Source organism: Erythrobacter longus (assembly GCF_000715015.1).
Classification (GTDB): Bacteria; Pseudomonadota; Alphaproteobacteria; order Sphingomonadales; family Sphingomonadaceae; genus Erythrobacter; species Erythrobacter longus.
This window is the reverse complement of the sequence record NZ_JMIW01000003.1, coordinates 575540-595762: the sequence shown is the minus strand read 5'-3', so window position 1 is coordinate 595762 and position 20223 is coordinate 575540. Positions and strand designations below refer to the sequence as shown.

General features: G+C 55.8%; 15 protein-coding genes and 1 pseudogene. 3 read left to right on the top strand and 13 right to left on the bottom strand.

What is annotated here, in order from left to right:
- Positions 1 to 35: 35 nt before the first annotated feature.
- Genes EH31_RS09965 through EH31_RS09945 form a run of 5 tightly spaced genes read right to left on the bottom strand, consistent with a single transcriptional unit; the run spans position 36 to position 6688 of the window.
- Positions 36 to 1313: a TRAP transporter large permease gene (locus tag EH31_RS09965; protein WP_034959998.1), complete on the bottom strand. Its 1278-nt coding sequence runs from the start codon at positions 1311 to 1313 to the stop codon at positions 36 to 38.
- A complete protein-coding gene (locus EH31_RS09960) occupies positions 1313 to 1804 on the bottom strand; it encodes a TRAP transporter small permease (protein WP_034959997.1) in 492 nt (163 codons plus the stop codon). Before EH31_RS09960 ends, EH31_RS09965 begins: the two co-directional genes overlap by 1 nt.
- Positions 1804 to 2829, bottom strand: coding sequence for a TRAP transporter substrate-binding protein (locus EH31_RS09955; RefSeq protein ID WP_241765890.1), 1026 nt, complete (start codon positions 2827 to 2829; stop codon positions 1804 to 1806). The genes EH31_RS09960 and EH31_RS09955 overlap by 1 nt, the downstream gene beginning before the upstream one ends.
- Positions 2826 to 3608, bottom strand: a complete 783-nt coding sequence (locus tag EH31_RS09950) for a 2-keto-4-pentenoate hydratase (protein ID WP_051699132.1) — start codon at positions 3606 to 3608, stop codon at positions 2826 to 2828. Before EH31_RS09950 ends, EH31_RS09955 begins: the two co-directional genes overlap by 4 nt.
- Before the next feature lie 26 nt (positions 3609 to 3634).
- Entirely contained in the window at positions 3635 to 6688 is a 3054-nt protein-coding gene (locus EH31_RS09945; protein ID WP_051699131.1) for a TonB-dependent receptor, read from the bottom strand.
- Between the two features lie 185 nt (positions 6689 to 6873).
- Here EH31_RS09945 and EH31_RS09940 point away from each other — a divergent pair, with 185 nt between their 5' ends.
- Positions 6874 to 8502 carry a right-handed parallel beta-helix repeat-containing protein gene (locus tag EH31_RS09940; RefSeq protein ID WP_034959996.1) on the top strand — a complete coding sequence of 543 codons (1629 nt, stop codon included), beginning with the start codon at positions 6874 to 6876 and terminating at the stop codon, positions 8500 to 8502.
- A gap of 374 nt (positions 8503 to 8876) precedes the next feature.
- On the opposite strand, the gene EH31_RS09935 is transcribed toward EH31_RS09940, so the two are convergent.
- Positions 8877 to 13247 carry an NACHT domain-containing protein gene (locus tag EH31_RS09935; protein ID WP_034959995.1) on the bottom strand — a complete coding sequence of 1457 codons (4371 nt, stop codon included), beginning with the start codon at positions 13245 to 13247 and terminating at the stop codon, positions 8877 to 8879.
- A 10-nt stretch (positions 13248 to 13257) separates the two neighbouring features.
- Entirely contained in the window at positions 13258 to 14283 is a 1026-nt protein-coding gene (locus EH31_RS09930; protein WP_034959994.1) for a DUF4238 domain-containing protein, read from the bottom strand.
- Positions 14284 to 14461: 178 nt separating this feature from the next.
- Here EH31_RS09930 and EH31_RS09925 point away from each other — a divergent pair, with 178 nt between their 5' ends.
- Positions 14462 to 15457 carry a hypothetical protein gene (locus EH31_RS09925; RefSeq protein WP_152553528.1) on the top strand — a complete coding sequence of 332 codons (996 nt, stop codon included), beginning with the start codon at positions 14462 to 14464 and terminating at the stop codon, positions 15455 to 15457.
- 250 nt (positions 15458 to 15707) lie between these two features.
- On the opposite strand, the gene EH31_RS09920 is transcribed toward EH31_RS09925, so the two are convergent.
- Together EH31_RS09920 and EH31_RS17965 are read right to left on the bottom strand one after the other, a co-directional pair.
- Positions 15708 to 16265 carry an MmyB family transcriptional regulator gene (locus EH31_RS09920; RefSeq protein WP_034959990.1) on the bottom strand — a complete coding sequence of 186 codons (558 nt, stop codon included), beginning with the start codon at positions 16263 to 16265 and terminating at the stop codon, positions 15708 to 15710.
- A gap of 60 nt (positions 16266 to 16325) precedes the next feature.
- A pseudogene (locus EH31_RS17965) lies at positions 16326 to 16475 on the bottom strand (helix-turn-helix domain-containing protein); the annotation flags it as partial.
- Between the two features lie 78 nt (positions 16476 to 16553).
- On the opposite strand from EH31_RS17965, the gene EH31_RS09915 reads away from it, so the two are divergent.
- Entirely contained in the window at positions 16554 to 17000 is a 447-nt protein-coding gene (locus EH31_RS09915) for a nuclear transport factor 2 family protein (RefSeq protein ID WP_034959989.1), read from the top strand.
- A 144-nt stretch (positions 17001 to 17144) separates the two neighbouring features.
- Here the strand turns inward: EH31_RS09915 and arsH are convergent, their stop codons facing one another.
- The 4 genes from arsH to EH31_RS09895 are packed head-to-tail and all read right to left on the bottom strand — an operon-like array spanning position 17145 to position 19854.
- Positions 17145 to 17885 (bottom strand): arsenical resistance protein ArsH, encoded by a 741-nt coding sequence (arsH, locus tag EH31_RS09910; protein WP_034959988.1) that lies wholly within the window; start codon positions 17883 to 17885, stop codon positions 17145 to 17147.
- Positions 17886 to 17912: 27 nt separating this feature from the next.
- Positions 17913 to 18962, bottom strand: a complete 1050-nt coding sequence (arsB, locus tag EH31_RS09905) for an ACR3 family arsenite efflux transporter (RefSeq protein WP_241765889.1) — start codon at positions 18960 to 18962, stop codon at positions 17913 to 17915.
- Positions 18959 to 19465 (bottom strand): arsenate reductase ArsC, encoded by a 507-nt coding sequence (locus EH31_RS09900; RefSeq protein WP_034959987.1) that lies wholly within the window; start codon positions 19463 to 19465, stop codon positions 18959 to 18961. The genes arsB and EH31_RS09900 overlap by 4 nt, the downstream gene beginning before the upstream one ends.
- An 8-nt stretch (positions 19466 to 19473) precedes the next feature.
- Positions 19474 to 19854, bottom strand: coding sequence for an ArsR/SmtB family transcription factor (locus EH31_RS09895; protein ID WP_034959986.1), 381 nt, complete (start codon positions 19852 to 19854; stop codon positions 19474 to 19476).
- Positions 19855 to 20223: the final 369 nt, after the last annotated feature.

The following is a 20223-nucleotide window of genomic DNA, read 5'->3' as shown; positions in this document are numbered from 1 at the left end:
TATTGGGCTAAGCGGGCTTGCCAACAATACGAAAGTCAGAATGCGGCTGGAAGTGCAAGCGAAAGCGCTGGCACAAAGGTGATCAGGGCGAGCGCGGCCAACAAAGTCAGGTAGAATGGCCAGATTGTTTTCACCATCGCAGGCACTTCGATCTTGCCGACGGCCGAGCCGACGAACAGAACAGAACCAACCGGAGGCGTAACCAGTCCAATCCCCAGATTGAGCATCAGGATGATTCCGAAATGCACCGGGTCAACGCCTGTTGTCATTGCTACGGGAAGGAAGATCGGAGTGGTGATCACGATCAACGGTGCCATATCCATGAATGTGCCAAGCAAAAGCAGCATCACATTGATGATAATGAGCGTGAGGATCGGGTTTTCCGTCATCAAGCCGATCAGACTGGCCAAAGCCGAAGGCACTTCGAGCAAAGCAAGAGCAAAGCCGAATGCGCTGGCCGCAGCGATCACGAACAGCACCATCGACGCGGTCCGCACCGATTTTTGCGCAGCTTCGATAAAGCCTTTCCAACCCAGGCTTCGATATACGAACGTTCCGATCAGAGCGGTATAGATTACCGCGATGGCTGAGCTTTCGGTGGGCGTGAAAAAGCCGCTAAGAATACCGCCCATGATGATTACGGCGGTCATCAATCCGGGAATGGCGTAAACGAAGGCAACGAAGAGTGCGCGCCAGCCCGGAAAGTGCCCTTTGGGAAGATTGCGCCTGCGTGCGATAAGCCAGGCGGTTAGCATCAACATTGCGCCAGTTAGAATGCCTGGGATTATGCCTGCCAGAAACAGATCCCCGATCGAAACGCCAATTCCAGAGGCCGCCGAATAAATTATCATGTTGTGCGAGGGCGGGATCAACAGCCCGACCACCGCCGCCGTCACCGTTACATTTACAGCGTAGTCCTTTGGGTACTTTTTCTCCTCCATTAGAGGAACCATAGTTGACCCGATGGCGGATGCGCTTGCGATGGCCGAACCCGATACAGCTCCGAACATCATGGATGCGCCAACATCAACAAGGCCCAGACCGCCCCGAACCCGGCCCAGTGCTGCGTCGGCAACTCGAACCAACCGATCCGCAATGCCAGAACGGTACATGAGATCGCCAGCGAAGATGAAAAACGGGATTGCCATCAATGTAAAGACGCTGATCCCGGCGGCCATGCGCTGAACGGCCACAACCAGCGGAATATCGATCACCATGAATGTGGCAAGCGCTGCGCCAAACAGTGCGAACGCAACCGGCACGCCAAGGAACAGCAGCAAGGCAAGCACACCGAGCAAGACGAGAATTTCCATCAGATATCCTCGCTTTCAGTGGTTTTGCCCTCACCCGCGCCGGCGCTCTCGCCCTCACGCACAAAGTGAAGAGCCGCAAAGACTGCAATAAGCAGGCCGCAAACCGGAACTGGAATATACGCAAAGCCCCGGCTGATCCCCAAAGCAGGGACAACGTGATCGCGCACCAACCAAACCAGCTGAGCGCCATAGACCAGAAGGACAGTTCCGCCGCCTGCGACGAGCGCGTGAATTACTCTGCGAACCATGCGGGCCCTGCCTTCAGAGAGGCTGTTTTCGAGCAGTGCAATGCGAATGTGAAAGCCCTCATATACGCCCGCTGCAGCGGCAAAGAAGACATACCAGATCATCAGGATCAAGGCCGCCTGTTCCGACCATGAGGGGCTATCGTTCAATACAAATCGACCGAACACCTGCCAGCCGATAATCGCTGTCATCAAGACCAACCCGGCCGCGCCAAGCTTGATCAGGAAATCCGATATTCGCTGCATCAATTTGTCCCTTTGCGAAGCGAAAGGATCCGGTCGACGAGGTCTTGTTGCTGCGGCGTATCAATAAAATCGCCCCACATGCCCATCATCTTTTCCGTGAAAGGCGCAGGATCAACTTCGTTCACCTCGACGCCGGATGCGAGCACGATCTCCATGCTCTTTGCGACCTGTGCATCCCATAGCTCACGCATATAGATGACCGATTGCTTGGCCGTATCGCGCACCAGTGCCTGATCGTCAGCGCTTAATTTGTCCCAGCTGATTTTGGACATCACGAACATTTCAGGCGCAAGCAAATGCCGCGTCAGGCTATAGTAGCGCGCAACTTCGAAGTGCTTTCCATTTTCGAAGGATGGCCAATTGTTTTCCGCGCCGTCGATCACTCCCTGTGCAAGCGATTGGTATACTTCATCAAGCGGCATTGGGACCGCGTCAGCGCCAAGCGAGTCAATCATTCCGATGTACAAATCAGAGCCCGGTACACGCAGTTTGAGACCCACCATGTCTTCGGGGGAGTTTATCGGTCCTCGTGTGTTGTAGAAAGACCGCGATCCGGAATCGTAAAAGCAAAGTCCGATGAGGCCATGCGGTTCAAGCGAGGCAAGGATTTCATCGCCTATGTCTCCGTCCATGGCGGTCCGCATGTGTTCGGTTGACTCAAACAGAAAAGGCAGCGCAGGCACTTTGGTCAGCGGCTCAATCGAATTGAGCGGCGCCAGATTGACACGGTTGAAATCCAGTCCGCCGAATGTCGTGATCTCCAGAGTATCGCGTTCATTACCCAATTGACCGCCAGCATACATTTTGACGCCCAATCGGCCATTGGTTTGCGCGCTCAAAGTCTCACCAAAACGGATGACGGCTTGAACCGTCGGATAGCCGAGCACATGCGTGTCTGTGGAGGTAAACAAGCTCGAAAAACGTCCATTGCAAGCCGCTAGCATCGCTAGCGAACCGCCGATCATCATGCGGCGCGAAATGGACATCACCTTGGAACTCGCGGTCCCATTTGCCTGGTCGTTCACGAGCTTGGCTCTGCGGCTATTAGCGACAAAGAGAACGATCCGTAGTCGCCAAAAGAGATGCGCGATTTTGCGCCTATTTCGGCCTCGTGAACACCTGTGATGGCGCCTGTGGAAATATGCGTGCCTGGTAGCATTTCGATGCCTTTGCGTTCACCGTGTGAAAGCAGGAAAGCGATAGTCTGATCGGCCGAGCCAATGACGTCACTGACGTCGCGCTCGCCGACACACCTATCATTGATCATGCACGTCACCGGAATTGAACCAAGGCCTCGCTCGCGCCAATCGACGATTTCGGGCCCTATTATCATGCCGTTGTTGTTGCCAAAATCGCTGATCACCGCAATCGGGCCAATCGCATTGATCGCTGGCAGCGGGCTGCTGGCGATTTCAGCCCCGATGAACATCCGGTCATGAGCACGCGTTGCCCCCAATTGCACGATAAGTTCGGGCTCAATTGCCGCAAAGCCGCCCATGAAGACGGGCATTTCAACGTGCCCGCCGTCGGTCACTGTCTTCACTGAACGAGAGAAAATCGGCCCAACCAGGCGGGTCTCGCCGAACCTGTCGATGAAAGCAGGCGGCACGCCGCCCACTTTCCATCCGACAACATCATCTTGCCACAACCCTCGGGAAAGGTCTTGAATCGAATAGGCTTCCCCGAAGGTTTGTGGAAGCATCCCGGGAAAGCCGGGCAGGGCCTTGGCTGATTGTCTTGCCCTTACCAGAACCCGGGATATTTCCCCGAGCCTTTCCTGGGCAGCCAAGTCCTGCGTATCCATGCTTTCCTCGTTTAGCTCAGCTTCGTTCAAAACCGGACATTCGCACCAAACGTAATCCGGCGGTCTGGCAAACCCTGGAAGCAGAATTGTGCCCCATCGTTCACGCAGAACTGCTCAATATCGTCTTTCATCAGGTTTACACCCTCAACACCGATATTGATGTAATCCGTCAGGTCATAGCTGATGCTCGCGTTAAGCTGTCCGCGTGCACCGGTGACTGTTGGGAAACCAAGCGTACTGCCGAGCGAGGCACCGCCAGCGGTATCAAGGGTACGGAACGAGTCACGCCAAGTGTAGCGTGCCCGTGCCGACAGCCCATATTTCTCATAGAACAGCGTGACGTTGTACGCGTTCTTCGAGAAATCCAGCAGGCCTTGAACAGCTGTGAATGGACCGGTCAGACCACTGCTCGATTCAAGGATTGTGGTGCCGCGTGCCGAGGATTGGTTCACAGCTTCGCCGCCGCTAAAATCCTGATAGGTGTAGTTCGCGACAACACCAAAGCCCGAAGCAAAGCCCAAGGTGTCCTCAAAACTGGAGAGGTCATACTGGAATGCAACTTCGATACCCTTTTGCTTGGTCGTCGAGCTGTCGTTGGTTTGGGTCAGGAGATCGACACAGATACCTTGCTCGGAAATACCGGTCACAAAGACGCCTTGGTCTGCAATGGGGTTGAAAATACCACCGCCTTCGCAAGGTGGGGTAATGTCTTTCAAGCCGCTTGAACCGCCCGGCCTGACCTCTGCTTCATCAAGCTGTGTTACGAAGATATTCGTCCGCTCTTTGTAGAACGCACCGACGCTTAGCACGGCTGCTGGAGCAAAATACCATGCCAGAGACGCATCATACGATGTTACCGTTTCCGGTGCGAGATTGGGGTTACCAACCCGGACAGGAGCGGTTGAGCTCGTGCCGAAAGAAACCGAGGATGAAAGGTCATTAAAGTCAGGACGGTTGATGTCCTCACCCCAGCTGGCCCGCAATACGAGGTCATCGGTCAGATCGGCGATCACGTTCAGGCGCGGCAAGAATTCTGTGTAGTTACCTCGTGTGGTAACCGATGTTACCGTGCCGTCCGGGAATACGGTGTTACCGACAGAAGCAATTGCTGTATCGACCCAGCGAGCACCGATATTACCGCGAACAACCCCGAATTCGAAGTTCACCTGCCCGTAAACGGCATGCGTGGTTTCATCGATGTCGAAAAACGCGTCTGGTGACGCCGAAGGCTCACCGATAACAACGCCGTTCTCGGTTTGCAGGAACGCCGCCTGAATAGCATCCAGCGTGCCTTCGGGATCGCTAAAGGAGCGGTCTGGATCAATGAGCAGAAAGTTACGGAAGGCCAGGGTACGGCCATCGGCATCGCCAAAATTGCTAGGCCCTGGAACCAGCAGATCAGCGAACAGTGATCCATTCGGGCTATCGAACAAACGGCTAAAGCCGCTCGTTGTACCGATATCATTAAACGTGCTTGATCGCTTGCTGTAGCGGTACCCTGCGTCAACAGAGGTGATGAAACCGGTCAGGTCTTCCAGATCAAGCGACGTATCAATCCGCGCAGCATTTTCCGCATTGTCGATCGTATCGCGGCCAACCGTTACGGCGTCCAGCACCACATTGCTGGGATCCAGCAACTGTTCGATGGTCGGCGCAAACGGCGAATCAAAATTGATGCCGAATGCCAGTGACCCGCCAGACAGATCATAACGAAACGGAACCGCGTTATCGTTGCTGGTGTTGTTAGTCGGGTTACCATTCGCGTCCAGACGGTTGAGCGGCGCGTTCGGATTGATGAAGTTCAGCGTGGTGCTGAGGTTTGGATTGACTGTGCTCGATGTTGTGCGTGATGCCTCAATCCGCGCCGAAAAACGGCCAGCGCTGAACTCGGTACCCAGAATGTAAAGCTGGCTGGTCGTCAGACGCGCGCCCGTGTCGCTCGAGAAGCGCAAGTTCGGATCGTCATCATCGCTGGCCAGATTGGGCGCAATCGTGCCGGTGAGCGCGCCCTGTATGGAGCCCAAGTCGACACCGTCCAGCGTTCCGTAGTTGATAGTCTCAAACGCATCAGGAACGTTATTGAAAAGGACCGAGCTAACTCCCGATGCCTGAATGCGGGAACTGTCCTGACGACGTTCTTGGTCGCTGATGATTGTGTCAAAATAGAATTTCAAATTGTTCGATGGCGCATACTCAAGCGTTCCGGCAAAGTTGATTGTCTCATATTCAAAATTCTCAAGTTCCTGATTGAGGAACTGGATGCCAATGAAATCGAAATTAGGACCCGGATTGCCTGCCGAATCGACGACGCTGCCTTGCGGAACTAGCGTGTCGCGATCAACGCGCGGACGGAATGATGTGGCCTCCTGCTCGGCATAGCTGCCGCTCAGGACGATGCCGATTTCACCAATGCCCGTGTCCCAGCTGTTGCCGAAGCTTCCGGAGATGCGCGGTGAAACGCTGTCGGATAGTTCGCTGTATTCTCCCTGGACCCGGAAAGCGACCAGGCGCTCGGTCAAGTCCAATGGTCGAATGGTCCGCAAGTTGATTGTACCGCCGACAGAACCTTCAATGGTTTGTGCGGTTGGAGATTTGGTCACTTCCAAAGAGGCGATGATCGCCGCGTTGACGTCTTCAAAGTCGATGCCACCCCGGCCAGTACCAGAGCCAACGGTTCCGACACCGTTGATTTCGGTTCTATTGTCATTCGTACCGCGAATCTGGACACCAGACCCAACGCCGGCCCGGCGGGTGATTTGAACACCCGGAATATTCTCCAATACCTCTGCGAGGTTCTGATCGGGCAGCTTGCCGATATCCTCGGCCTGGATGACTTCAACCAGGCTGTCCGCATTTCGCTGCTCATTAAGCGCGCTTGCAAGCGAGGACAGAATGCCCGTAACGACGATTGCATTGCCTTCAACTTGCGCTTCAGGATTGGCAACTGGTTCCTCCTCTGCGTCTTGCGCAAAGGCAGTGGCAGGCAGACCCAAGGCAATGGTTGATGCAAGCAAAGCGCAGCGCATTTTTGTGACGCGCACGCCAGATTTTCTCGCCGAACGAGCAGCTAGTGAACTCATGATTCTCTCCCATGTTTCTGCACACTCCCACATGCAGACCGGTTTATGACACCGGTTACCACGATAATTGACACCGGTGCCAATGAACGTCAATACCCATGATGAAAAAGATAGTAAGAGCGTTCAAAAGGGTGAGTAGGATGTTGGGTTTACGTATTTTTATCAAGAGTTTAAGCTGCGCCCCAATGGCCCTGTTGGCCTGTGGCGCGCCCTTGGTCGCGCAAGAAATACCCCGAATTCTTGGTGATCAGAAAACCGAGGCGCAATACCCGCTTCCCGACTTTTCCTTTGCCGGATATGGCTTTGGCGTTCAGCCTATACCTGCAGTCGACAACGTCCTTGATGTCGCAGACTACGGGGCAATTCCCGATGATGGTAAGGACGATAGCGTAGCCCTCAAGGCAGCGCTCGCCGCAGCGCATGAAATGGCCGGGCCAGTCCGCGTCCAGTTGCAGCAAGGTCGCTACATTCTAAGCGAGATTTTATGGATCGAGAAAAGCGGCATTGTCTTGTCCGGCATCGGTTCAGACGACGGTGGGACGCAGCTCTACATGCCCCGCCCACTCAACCAGATGGATGACGGCGGCGCGCTCAAAGAGGTCAGGGAATACTTGGCTGAAGAAGACAAATACGAGCGGCAACCGGATGCAAATCTCAACGTGCTTTTCTCGGAATACAGCTGGAGCGCCGGCTTCATATGGGTTCGCTATCCTGGCGGTCGGCATGCCACCTACAAAGAGAGCTACGACCGACCGATTGAGACTGTCAGCTCGATCAGCCAAGGAACTCAGTTCACGCGTGAGGTCACGGTGGCAAACCCCGATCAGCTGAACGTGGGCGACGTGCTGCAAATTCATTGGCACAATCGTCAAGGCCCGGACGGGGCGCTCATCAAATCGCTTTATGGCGATACCGATTTGAAGGTCGGGAGCCGGCATTGGGAAATGCCTGATCGTCCGCTGGTGCGTCAGGCAACGCGGATCGAGGCCATTGACGGCAATCGCGTAACAATTGCCGATCCATTGCTGCATGACATAAATAATCAGCTACCGGCCTATTTTGCGCGCTGGGACCACCTTTCCAATGTCGGCATTCAGGACCTGGCCCTGACCTTTCCGGAAAACCCCTATTTTGGTCACCATAATGAAGCGGGCTATAACGGAATATATTTCACCGGTGTGCACAACGGTTGGGTCCGCAATGTACGCATCAGCGACGCGGATGCAGGCATACTCACCGATGACGCCGCGAACGTGACGATTGCGAATGTCGTTACCGATGGCAAACACAAGGCCCATTACGGTGTGCATATTGGTAATGTGCATAATGTGTTGGTTGAAGAACTGACAGTTTTCAATCCGACCGAGCACACATTCAGTTTCAACACTCAGGCGACAAAGTCGGTCTACAAAGACTCGGTCGCTTGGCATCAGCCCACTCTTGACCAACACGCAGGGGCGAACCATCAAAATCTGTATGACCGGATCACAGTGCACGTCGTCGCTGACCAGATCACCGACGATGGCAAGCCGATGTATGACCTATTCAAGGCTGGAGGTGCCGGATACTGGAACCCTGGCCATGGTCGCTATAACACCACGTGGAACCTACAGGTGATCGCCAAGGGCAATGTCCCACCCGGCAGCCCGCTCGTGCTGCTCGCCGGTTCGGAAGGCCCTGATGCAAGGGTCGTCAGCCTGTACGGGAACCGGGAGATCGAGCTCGATTTCACGCCCGCTCCCTATCTCGAAATGCTGAACGAAGAGATCACCTCGGTCTCCTCGCTGTATGAGTACCAGCTTGGCAAACGCTAGATGCACGCTGCCTGCGGTTTGGCTAAAGCGAACAAACAGATTGAATGTCGGCCAAATGCAATATTTGGTAGCGGAGGAGGGACACGCATTACCCTAATAAGCATCAGTTATTGCATGCTTTTCCACTCTTCAGTCGGGGCGATACCCCCAACTGTACCCCCATCTGCGACGAACCGTTTCTAAATCTCGCCAAGCCGCTGGAGCGAAGCAGCATAGCTTATTAGGACCATGACCCCACTTCTATGTCTGCTTCGCGCCCCAATTCCAGACATCGGCGAGTCGTCACCAAATCTCCAAAAGCCGACGTTTCACCTGAACTGGACGATGGCGTCTCTGCGCAAGCGTAATACGCCCATTTGCTCTCCCAGGTAGGTCTAAGGACGAAAATCCAAGCCGAAAACCGCGACCCTGATTGCATGACCCATTCGGTCGGACAGTGCCTCGGCTTTTTGGCTTAAGAAACTGAGCAGCTCTTCGAACGACAACATTTTTCCAGTATCCGGGTGTTTCCAGTGCCGGTCCTGCGCCAAGGTGATGAGCAGGCATCCTGCGCGGCAATTGTCATGCTGCATATATTTTCCGACCAGCTGGCCTTCGAGCGCCGATATCAAATCCTTCACAGAATATCCGTTGTTACCGAGCTTCACCTCGATGACAGCCTGCTGTTCGCTGCGGACGGACAATAACCGAATATCGGTTTCCTTGGAATCGACAACCATTGCCTCACGATCGATCCGATAGGCGTTGTTGGCGCGTTCCTGCAGACGCTTTGCAAGATAGACCTGCATTTCCGCCTCCTGATCGATGCCGGCCAACACCGGGCGGTCGGAGAACTCATGCGCAGTAATATCGTGCTCAAGATCGCTCAGGCGATCCATCATCAATGCGAACATCCCGTCGCGGTCAGCAGGAGGCGCTTCGCCATACTTATCGAGATTGGTCAGTTCGCTATCGAGCAGCGGTGGCCCCTCCGCTTCCGCTGCCGCCGTTTCGCGCGCCAGTTGATGGATGCGGTCTCGAAAATGGGTGAACAGCGGGTCATCGCGCATGGCGAGCTTGATCTTCCAGGCTGTAGGCCCGTCCTGATTCAGCAGCGAGAGTAAGACCGCATCGCGCCCACGCTGCGCATCGTCGCGGGCGGTCGGGCTGTAGGTGCCACCGCCAACACGATCTATGTCATTCTTGCGATCGATTTCGGTATAGGCGAGCCGAAGGAGTTTATGCAGCAACTCGGGTGAATAGGCATCGCTGTCCAGATTCGGAGCAAATCGCACGTTGCGCTGTTCTCCGATTCCGGCGAACAGGTTTTCGCAAAACTCGTACCGCTTTTCGCCGTCCAGCTTAGCCAGACCCAATTCGATTGCGTCTATGCCGGATTCCGGCGCTATACGGAGCAGCGCGTTTACCCAAAGTAGCGCGAACGGCTGATCCAGACCGGCGTGCAGATGACGAATTGCCAGTGCTGCCAGTTCTTCATCTGCGTGCCCTTGCCCATGTCGAAGCCGCAGGTCGATCGCCCGGTTGAGGTGCTCATATATGCTGTTCTGCTCGCTTTCATCGGAAAAGGAACAGTCGGTTGTTGAAAGCCAATCCCAGACGCGCGGTGCAAAAAATCGCTGCACGACTTCGTCTGCATTCGCAAAATCAGAGAGCAGATCGGGGAAGGTGAAGCTAGCGGCGTCGTTGAGTTGATCGGTCAGTTCGGTGCCCAAGATGCGATCGACCTCATCCGGCCACCTTTTGACGAGGTCGGTAGTCCAAGACGGCACGCCGTTGAGTTCCAGTGGGGCATAACGGGCAGCGATCTTGGCTTCTTTGCTGGTCAGCCGCTCGGTCCAGTCTTCTCCGGTTGTAGCCTCGGCGTAAACGCCGGCAAGGCCCATGATCCAGTGCGACCAAATGGTGTTACGCTCATCCTCTTTACGCTCGCTACGCAGCGGGATCGTGAGTGTACGCCAATAGTCGCGAAACGCTTGTTCGACGCGATCAGCTATTTCCGCGCTGAAAATATCGGCGATTGTGGTTTTGTTCCAGAGCGTACGCTGGGTGAGTTCGTGATCGTCGCGTTCCAGGACATACCAAAAATCCCATACCGTCTGCTTGAGCTTATCCGGCGGAAAGGTCGGCTCGGGATCGCGCAATACTTCTTCGCGCCAGTCTTCCCAGCTCGCAATGTCCCTCTGCCGTTTCGCTTCGCGCTCGGCATCCTCTTGCGCCCATTTCGCCTCTCGTGCTTCCTCTTCTCGGTCGCGTTTTGGAGGAGTAATCCTCCTTTCCAGCGCTTGCTGCCGCCACTCATTGTCGGCCACCAGTTCGCGTAGCTTCTCGACATGGTCCTCGACCGGAATCCCTTTGTCCCAACAGAACTTGAGGGCATCCCAAAACGCCGCATCGGCAGTTAAGAAAGGAAGCGCCTCGTCGCTGGCAAGCTCGACCAGCCACGAGAAATCGTCGGTTTGGAGATTTCCGAGCAAGCAGTCTCGCCATATGTGCATAGCGTGTTTTTCCGGATCATCGGTCGGGAGAACCACCAAGCAAAGCGCGCTCTCGGCTATGAAAACCAGTTTCCGAACCTCCGATCCACTGGTGCGGATCTTGTGCATCAGCTCATCGGTGGGTTTTTCATCGCCATATTCTGATTGTTTGAATCGTGCCGAGAGCACTATGGAGCGTATCAGATCGGCGGTTGGCAGTTTTCCGGTTTCCAGCTCCCGCTTGCACAGGACCGCCAGACCCGACGACAGGTGCTGAAACTCGCTGGCGTAGTGCGGCCAGTGCTCGGTTTGCTCTATCCCCGATTGGATCAGACTCGCAATGGAACGCCGCAGCTCCGGCAGTGCGCCATCGTCCAAGCTGACCTCATGGAACAAATGTGGCAATTGCCACTCGAGACCGCCAATCTGGCGCTTCTCGACATCTATCTGACTCAGAAGAGCGCAGAATTGTGCGATCGACATATGCTTGGGAAACATCGCGTCGATTACGCCGCTTTTGACCGATGACGGCCAATCGGCATCTGGATCAATTAGCGAACCAACCAGTTCTCCGATCGAACCAGTTTCGCTCATGTCTGCGATTGCCCGGATCGCCGTGCAGCGATCTCCGATATAGGCGCTGGCATCATATGCGACGGCAAGAGCAATGTCGCGGCAATCGGTCATCCGCGCGGTCTTGATCAAGTCGACCAATAGTTCCCTGACTTCAGGACTTTCGGTGCCGGCTTGCCATAACTTGCGCACGGTGGGCGACAGTTCCGGTGCCGCAAACCGCATGACCTGCGGATATGGTACCCGAACGCCTCGCCAGTCGCTTTGCTTGTATCGGACAGCGAAAGCGGAAAGGATTGCATTTCGCGCTTCGATCGAAAAGCTCTCCGGATCACCGTCATCCATCAGGGCTTCCGGCTCGCGGGCGATCAAGTCGGATCGCACATCATCATTCCACAACGACAGCCAAGCCGCCACGGCCCGCATGGACGGGAAAACCACTTTCTCGTCATATAGCTCGCCAAAGATCAGCCGGTACAAGGCGCGGATCGGCATCAGACCTTCACTAACCAGCTTGTAGAGCCTTTGCGCGGCAAGAAATTCAGTAGCGGAACGATGGTGGAAGCGCACGCGCCCGTAACTTGCGAAACCGAAAAGAGGACGCATCAGGAGTTCTTCGCGATCGGGTTCAGACCAATCGGGCAAAACCACTGCCGGGTCGAGCGCCGCTTCGTGTTCGATATCATCGAGTGACAGGTCGGAAACGCGAATGGTTTTCTTGCGGGTCAAGATGATCCCAAGCGCCAGTCTTTCCGCGCCCTCTTGGGCGCGCTCAGCCGACAGTTTGGTGTGTCTTTTTCTGTCGCCCTTTTCTTCCAGCTTGCTTCGGATATCCTCGGCAACTTGTTGAGCACGATTGCCCAGTTCTCCGTGCTGGCGCCAATAGGAGCATATCTCGATTAGTTCTTGCGGTCGGCGAGCGAGATCCCAGGCGCGCTTTCCCTCGATTGCTGCCAGCAACTTTTCCGCATCGGCAATGCGCTGCCCGGATATCAACTGCGAAATCTGTTCGTTGGACAACGGCATCAAGGCAACCGTGCGCTTGCGTTTGCGGGACTTTCCGTGCCTTTCGTCCTGCTCTGCGTCGCGCTTTGCACGCCGCTTTTCACCGCTGATCAACTCCCTGAACCTCTCGCGGGATTCGACGAGAACATCTCTGTCCTTCGGCGGATCAACGATCGGTAGCTCTGCGGTAAAGGCTTCCAGTTCGACCGGAAGCGGACGGCTGGTGACGACGACTTTTGCCCGATGAAGGTGGCCGTCGATTGCCTTGCGCAAGCGGCGGAGGGCGATCCGGAAGTCGCCGTGAGAGAGCTTCAGTTCGTCGACGGAATCGAGGAAGAAGTAAGCAGTAGAGCTTCCGTCCTGCAGCCATCCCTGAAAACGCGCCCGTTCGTCGGGCGATTGAAGGTACTCGATGTCCTGTTTCGAGAGTGCTTCGAGCGCGAAAAAGAATGCTGCCTCATCCCGCGCGCTCAGTTCTCTCACTTGCGCTTTGCATTCGTGTGTCTTTCCCGCTCCGGCCTCGGAGAGGATGAGTATGCGGTCGGATTCGAGCAGTTTTTGCCAATCGAATGTGCCGCTCCATCCGAACTCGGCAAGAGCTGTCAACAATTCGGGATCTTTGATTTCGTCCGCGCTCAAATCGCGGAATGATCGCGAGATTGGCGAAGGTGACTGTCGGTTGTTCGAGTTCATTGTTTAGCGTTCATGGCCTGAAATCTTCCTCATAGAGATCATCTTCGCACGCCTCGGGCCTGAATTTGGGTAGAACGGGCCGGGCGGCGAACCTGTGACCGATATGGTATTCGATCTTGCCGGGTTTGCGCACAACATCTGCATCGAGCACAGGCGATGTTGCCGCGTGGCGCTGAATAAGATCGTCATTCGATCTGTCGCCGGCAAAAGCGAGGCGATACGCAAAACGCGAGGTAATGCGGTTGATCGCGTGGACCTTCGTTCGGTCCGATATCTTGCGAAATCGCGGTATCGGCCCGAAGCGCTTGAGCCGGTTTGCGCCATGCAGGACATGCCTCGGCGATAGCGGAAAATAGAGCTCAACCTTTGTGTTCTCGATGTAGGGCTTGCGGATGCCGCGATCATCGGGATCGAAATAGGCGACTGGATTGTCCGAAGTGATGAAGTCTGTTCCGGTATCGTCGCTGAGAATTTCAAATCCCAGCCGCCGGGTCATATCGGCGAACCGGCGCATGTCCTCACTCATCGTCCCGAGTGTGCGCTGCCGGTTGACGGTCACCTCAACCGTATCGAGCTCATCCTCGTAACGCTTCAGCTTGTTCGGCAGCTTACCCATTTCGGCGAGTACCTTGAAGCCAGTCCTTGTTTCCAGCGCCATCAGCGCCTCATTATAGTCGCGTGCCGCCGGAATCCTCGTCCGCATCATCGTGAGCATGGAGTAAAGCCAATGAAGGACGTTCGGATCAAACGCCCCAGCATCTACCGCCTCTAGCACCATCGGCCATCGCGTTTCGACATTGCCGAAAAGATCCTCGAAGCTGTCATTATCGCGAGAGCCATCCTCGCGGAGTTGGCTGTAATAGTATTTCTCAAACCCGGTATTCTTGGGGCCGACGTGCAGCGGTTCCGCAGGGTTGTCGCTGCGATAGGCTTGCAGCTTGCCCATTTCGTCGACCCAACTTTCGAGATATGTCACAGACACGAAATGGTGGCGTTTGCGTTCTGCTTTCTGATCTGTTGTTGGTGATGAAGACATCTACCTGAAATGGTACTGCAGCATCGACGGTGCAATAGTCTCGTCCAAACTCAGAATAAGAACTCGAACTTTTCAAAGAAGGTTCGTAAATCTAGTTGATGAACCACCGCATTATTCTCAAGTTGCGCCGCATCCACAAAGTGCCGACATCGGCTGACACCTCCCTCAGCGCAAAGCCATGAAACAGAAGCCGCTCAAGACAGAACTACATCATTGGTGGCCGCGAACGCTCGCCAACCATTGGGCGGCAGGTGATGGGATGGTCTCAGTGATCAGGCCAGACGGAGCCGTGCACCGCGCGCCACCTGGGGCATTCGGTGCGATTACGAATGCCCACCATGTAAAGATCGGCGGTCCCTGGGACTCGACATTCGAACCGATCTTCAACAAACCTGATAATGAAATGGCTGATTTCGTGCAGTGGCTGGCGACGCTCGAAACTGCGATTCAGGCACCTAATCGGCCGATGGTTGAACGAATTGCGCCGCAACCGCTACCTGAGGAGCGCGCGACGCAGTTAGCTCGTATAACGGCCTCGTTGCTTGCGCGAAGCCCAAGCATTCGCGCGTCGATCAAGCGCACCACTGAATATTATCGCCAAAACTTTGGCCTAGCCAACCCGACCGCCGAAAAGAGCCTGATAGCAGCTAACCAGAGCGGGCTGTATGATGCATACTGCAAGCGTATGATGTATGGCCGCTGGGCGATCCTCTTCAGCGACGAGCTCGAGGTCACCGCCGGTGATGGCTTCCTACACAATTTTCCTGCATCGCAGGACGCCCTCAACTCCGGACTCAAGCTGGTGCTGCCGATCCTGCCGACAGCGACAATCATTTACATGTCTCCGATGCAATATCCGACTGAGCCGCGGCTAGTGACCCTTCGGCTCAGCGCAAATGAGGTGAAGCAAGTTAACGCTATTACGCAGGTCTACGCTAGCAACTTCTTGTTCTATCGCGGCGATAAGCCAGAAGTCACTGAAGCATTTCGGTGTGGCGAACATCGCCAATTCCAATACCATGGCCATGACTGGCTCGATCCGCTGCTTGACGATCTGTCACAGTACAATCGCTGGGGAAAGGACGGCGCTGCCGGCATTTCCAGTCGCCGTCCTTACAGCGAGTCGCTCGAAGGTAATCGTTGGCTCGACCGTTTGGCAGGCCGAGATAGCTAACTCGAATTCTATCCTTGTGGACGCTTACTTCGAACGCGGCGCGACATAACGCCTTAATAAAGGTCGTTCTCCGCAAGTTCGCTGCCTCGCGTTGGCACACAAACTCTGCGAGCAAATGTCAGCTTTATGTTTACAGTTGCTCAAACCGGACAGTCCGCAAACGGCCCAGGTCCGGCCTACATCGAGCAGCTGATCTATACCGAGTTTGGTAGGTGGGAGCGGACGTCAACATATTTGGCTTGACGCATGCCTAGCGCGAAACCTTCCGGAGGATTTCTTCACTCGTTTCGTCGGCCGGCACGAAACTCTCGAAGCGGAGTCGCTCCATCTCAAGTTCACCGGGCGAAGCGAGATGCGAGATGACTGAGACAATTGAGAAAGATATTGGACCAAGCTTGTAGCGCTCGATCAAGACTGGCGGTGGCAGGACTTCATGGGATTCAAGTGACCGAACCGATGGATAGCTCTCAATGCGCATGAGCGTTTCATGTATTGTCGGGCTACTTGAGGCTTCAATTCGCAGCCTTCGAAGCGTCTCAGGCAAAACTTCTTCTGGGTTCTCCATCCATCGAAGTAACCCGTTCGGATGAAAGACAAGATCATAAATGTTTGGGCCTGCTTCGGGCGCCGTTGCCGTCCATAGATCTTGCTTCGGCGATGCCGCATCCAATAGCTTGGACAACGTCTCGTTGGCTGTCAGCAGTGATCCGTCTGGCCTGAAAGCATATCCCGGCCAAGGAAAGGCCCGTTGCATGACTGCGTTGATCAGATTTTCATCTGGCGCTTGTCGTGTTTGAGGTTCACTCATCGGTGCCAACGGCTCAAGTAGTGCGCGCTGCTCCCAGCCCCTCAATGCCAATGCCCTAGACAACTTGCTGATGCTTTTATCACCCGGTTGAGACCGTCCGGTTTCGAGGAAGCTAACGTGTCGCTGGGATATTCCCGAGCGAAGAGAAAGCTCTTCTTGGGACCATCCTCGTGATCTGCGGATGCGTGCTAGGTTGGAGCCAAAGTTCATCGGTGGGCGAATATTACATTGAGGTAATTGAGTCTACTACCTCGACCATCAATTCAATCACGAGAAGGAGTGATTGATATGATTGAACAATGGAAAAAATGGATAGCAGCGTTTGATGCAGCGACGGAAAGCGATGATTGGGAGAGCTTGAGGCCACTGCTATCCAAAGACGTAACCTACACCGTCTCGGGCGCGCCTTTTTCGTGTCATCTTGAAGGTAGCGATGCGGTTCTCAGTGGCTTCAAGAAATCTATCACAAACTTTGATCGCAAGTTTGACCAACGTTGGTGGTTTCCAGTCGGCATACGCGAGTTTGAACCAAATGTGGTCAAGGCACGCGCTATGGGCGTCTATCGCTTAGGTGAACTGCCTCTTCTCCACTTTTCGGCACCTAGCATATGGCGCTTCCAAGATGGCCAAATCTCATCAATGCAGGATTGCTACGATGTAGCGGAAGGTGATGTGCAAGACGCGCTAGGATGGCTTGCGAAACATGCGCCAGAACTCGATCCGAGCTACTATTGACCTGCAAGGTCCGAAAATGGGTCGTTTGCCGAAGGACTACTTTCCAAGCCTTAAGTGCAAATTGCGGACAGTCGCCTAACGGCCCAAGTCCAGCCATGTGCCTATGGTCGAGACTGGTTATAGGGAGCTACTCGCCAGAACGCTTCACTCGGAAGCAATTCCAGCTTTGTCCGCTGGTGTTTCGACCGGCTGATCGCGTTCAACGCGTTCGGAATACCGATCGACCAGTTGATCCGCATGCGGTCGCAGAAGAACGGTGAACCGGACCAGTTCCTCCATCACATCAACGATGCGGTCGTAATAGGCAGACGGCTTCATCCGGCCCGCTTCGTCGAATTCTTCATATGCCTTGGCCATCGATGACTGGTTGGGGACGGTGACCTTGCGCATCCAACGGCCCAGCACGCGCAATGTATTGACCGTGTTGAAGCTTTGCGAGCCAGCGCAGACCTGCATCACCGCCAGTGTGCGGCCTTGTGTGGGGCGCAGGCCTTTATAAGCCAGCGGCAGGTGATCGATCTGCGCCTTCATGATCCCGGTCATCTGGCCGTGCCGCTCGGGACTGCACCAGACCTGCCCCTCCGACCACAGCGAATGCTCGCGCAGTTCATGGACGGCAGGATGGTCATCGCCCGCAATCTGATCCGGCAGCGGCAGGTCGGACGGGTCGAAGATCCGCGTCTCGCAGCCGAACAACTGCAACAAACGGGCGGATTCCTCCACCGCAAGCCGCGAAAAGGACCGCTCCCGCAGCGAGCCATAGAGCAGCAGGATGCGCGGCGGCAGGTCCATAGTGCCCAGGCCAATCGCGGGATTGCGATGGAGATACTCTGCCCGCAGCGCAGGCAAGTGTTCAGGGTCGGACAGGGTGCGAAGACGGGACATAAAGCTTCCTTGATCTCAGGGCTTGAATCAGGACGGGGGGAAGCGATCGCGCGTTCGGTTGGCGAAGGCCACCAGCGACAGCATCACCGGGACTTCCACCAGCACGCCGACCACGGTCGCCAGCGCAGCGCCGCTGGTCAGCCCGAACAGGCCAATGGCGACGGCCACCGCCAACTCGAAGAAGTTTGACGTTCCGATCAGCGCGCAGGGTGCGGCGATGTTGTGCGGCACTTTCCATGCCTTCGCCGCAGCATAGGCGATGGCGAAAATGCTATAGGACTGGATGATGATCGGAATTGCGATCAACACGATCAGCAGCGGGTTGGAGATAATGGTGCCTGCCTGAAAGGCGAACAGCAGGACAACTGTCGCCAGCAAGCCGACGATCGACCATGGCTTGAGCCGCGCGGTAAAGGCATCGACCGCCGCTTCGTCCCCATCGTGTGAACGAATGACCTGCCCTCTGGCAATGGCTCCTGCCACCAGCGGGATGACGACATAGAGCACGACCGACAGAAGCAACGTCTCCCACGGGACCACGATATCGGTCACGCCCAGCAGCAGCGCCACGATAGGCGCAAAGGCGACGATCATCACGAGATCGTTCACCGAGACCTGGACAAGCGTGTAGGCCGGGTCGCCCCGCGTCAGCTGCGACCAGACGAACACCATGGCGGTGCATGGCGCAGCGCCAAGGATGATGAGCCCGGCAATATACTGGTCGGCATCGCTATCCAACATCAGCCCGGCATAGAGATAGTCGAAGAACAGCACCGCCAACGCTGCCATTGTGAACGGCTTGACCAGCCAGTTGACGACCAGCGTGATGACGAGCCCCTTGGGCTTGCGGCCGATATCCTTCACGCTGGAGAAATCGACGCCGACCATCATCGGAAAGATCATCGCCCAGATCAGCACCGCGACCACCAGATTGACCGAAGCATATTCAAGCCCAGCCATGGCACCAACCGCATCCGGTGCGACTAGGCCAAGCCCAAGCCCTGCGAGAATGGCGAGAAAGACCCACACCGACAGGTAACGCTCGAACAGGCCCATGGGCGATGCCTCGGCGCTCATGCGGCACCTTCCATCGCGCCAATGTCAGCGAGAGCCGCCTGCAAAGCGCGCTGGTCCATCGCTGCCCGATCGAGCGCGAGAAACGCCCTCACCCGCATTACCAGCAGGCGCCATGTTTCCTCGAACGCGGCATCGATCTCGGCCTCGGTGCCGGTAACATCGGCGGGGTCGGGCAAGCCCCAGTGCGCTCGCAACGGGCTGCCAAAAAACACAGGACACGCTTCTCCCGCCGCATTGCCGCAGACTGTGATAGCGAGGTCGATTGGCGGGCTGCCTGCGCCACAGAACTCGTCCCAGCTCTTGGAACGGAAGGGCGCAGTGTCGATCCCCCGCCGCTCCAGCAGCTTGAGCGCGCCGGGATGCGGTTTGCTCTTGGGCTTGCTGCCTGCACTGAATCCGCGAACATCGCCGCCGCCGAGGTAATTGAACAAAGCCTCGCCGAGGATCGAGCGGGCGCTGTTGCCCGTGCACAGGACGAGAACGGTGAAAGGTTTGTCGGTCATGATCGGCCTCAAGCGTTGGCGGGTTGTTCGGCGAGGCAGGCAAGATCGCCCTGAAACTCACCCAGCAAGTCGCCGCACATTTCAGGCGCGCCCTGACAGCAATCCTGCATCAGGAATGTCAGCAGGCGCCGCATCCCGGCAAAGTCAGCGCGATAGTGGATTAACCGGCTTTCGCGCTCCGAATGCACCAGCCCGGCCCGTTCCAAGGTCGCCAGATGATGCGACATGGTCGATGGCGGTACGCTGCAATATTCGGCAATGGCGCCCGCAACCATGCCTTGCGCCCCCGCTTTCACCAAAGCTCTGAAAACCGACAGGCGCGTTTCATGGGCGAGCGCGCCAAGCGCATCCACGGCCCAGATCTGAGAGTTGAGATCGTCCACCAGCATCACCTTTCGAGAAATATCGAAATACGTGAGCCGCGCTCGAGGTCAAGCCAAAATTCGAAAACTATCGAAACGTCTGGGGCACTGCTTAATGGTCGTTGGTGGATCGCGTGCCGAAAGACAGCTATCCCGTTTTTAGGGTCTGAAGCCGGACAGTCCGCACCCGGCCCAGAGCCTGATGCCAACATGAAGGGATAGAATGATCATGATCTCGACATTGGTTCTACTGACGCGCACTGGATCTCAAGCACCGGCGTCTCTGCCCGGCGTTCCAAAAAATATGGACAATCGAGAGCAACAGCTGCAGTTTGCCCGACCGGCCATTCGTTAAACCAAGTTTAGTGTTTCCTGCTCACTTTAAACTCGACATTG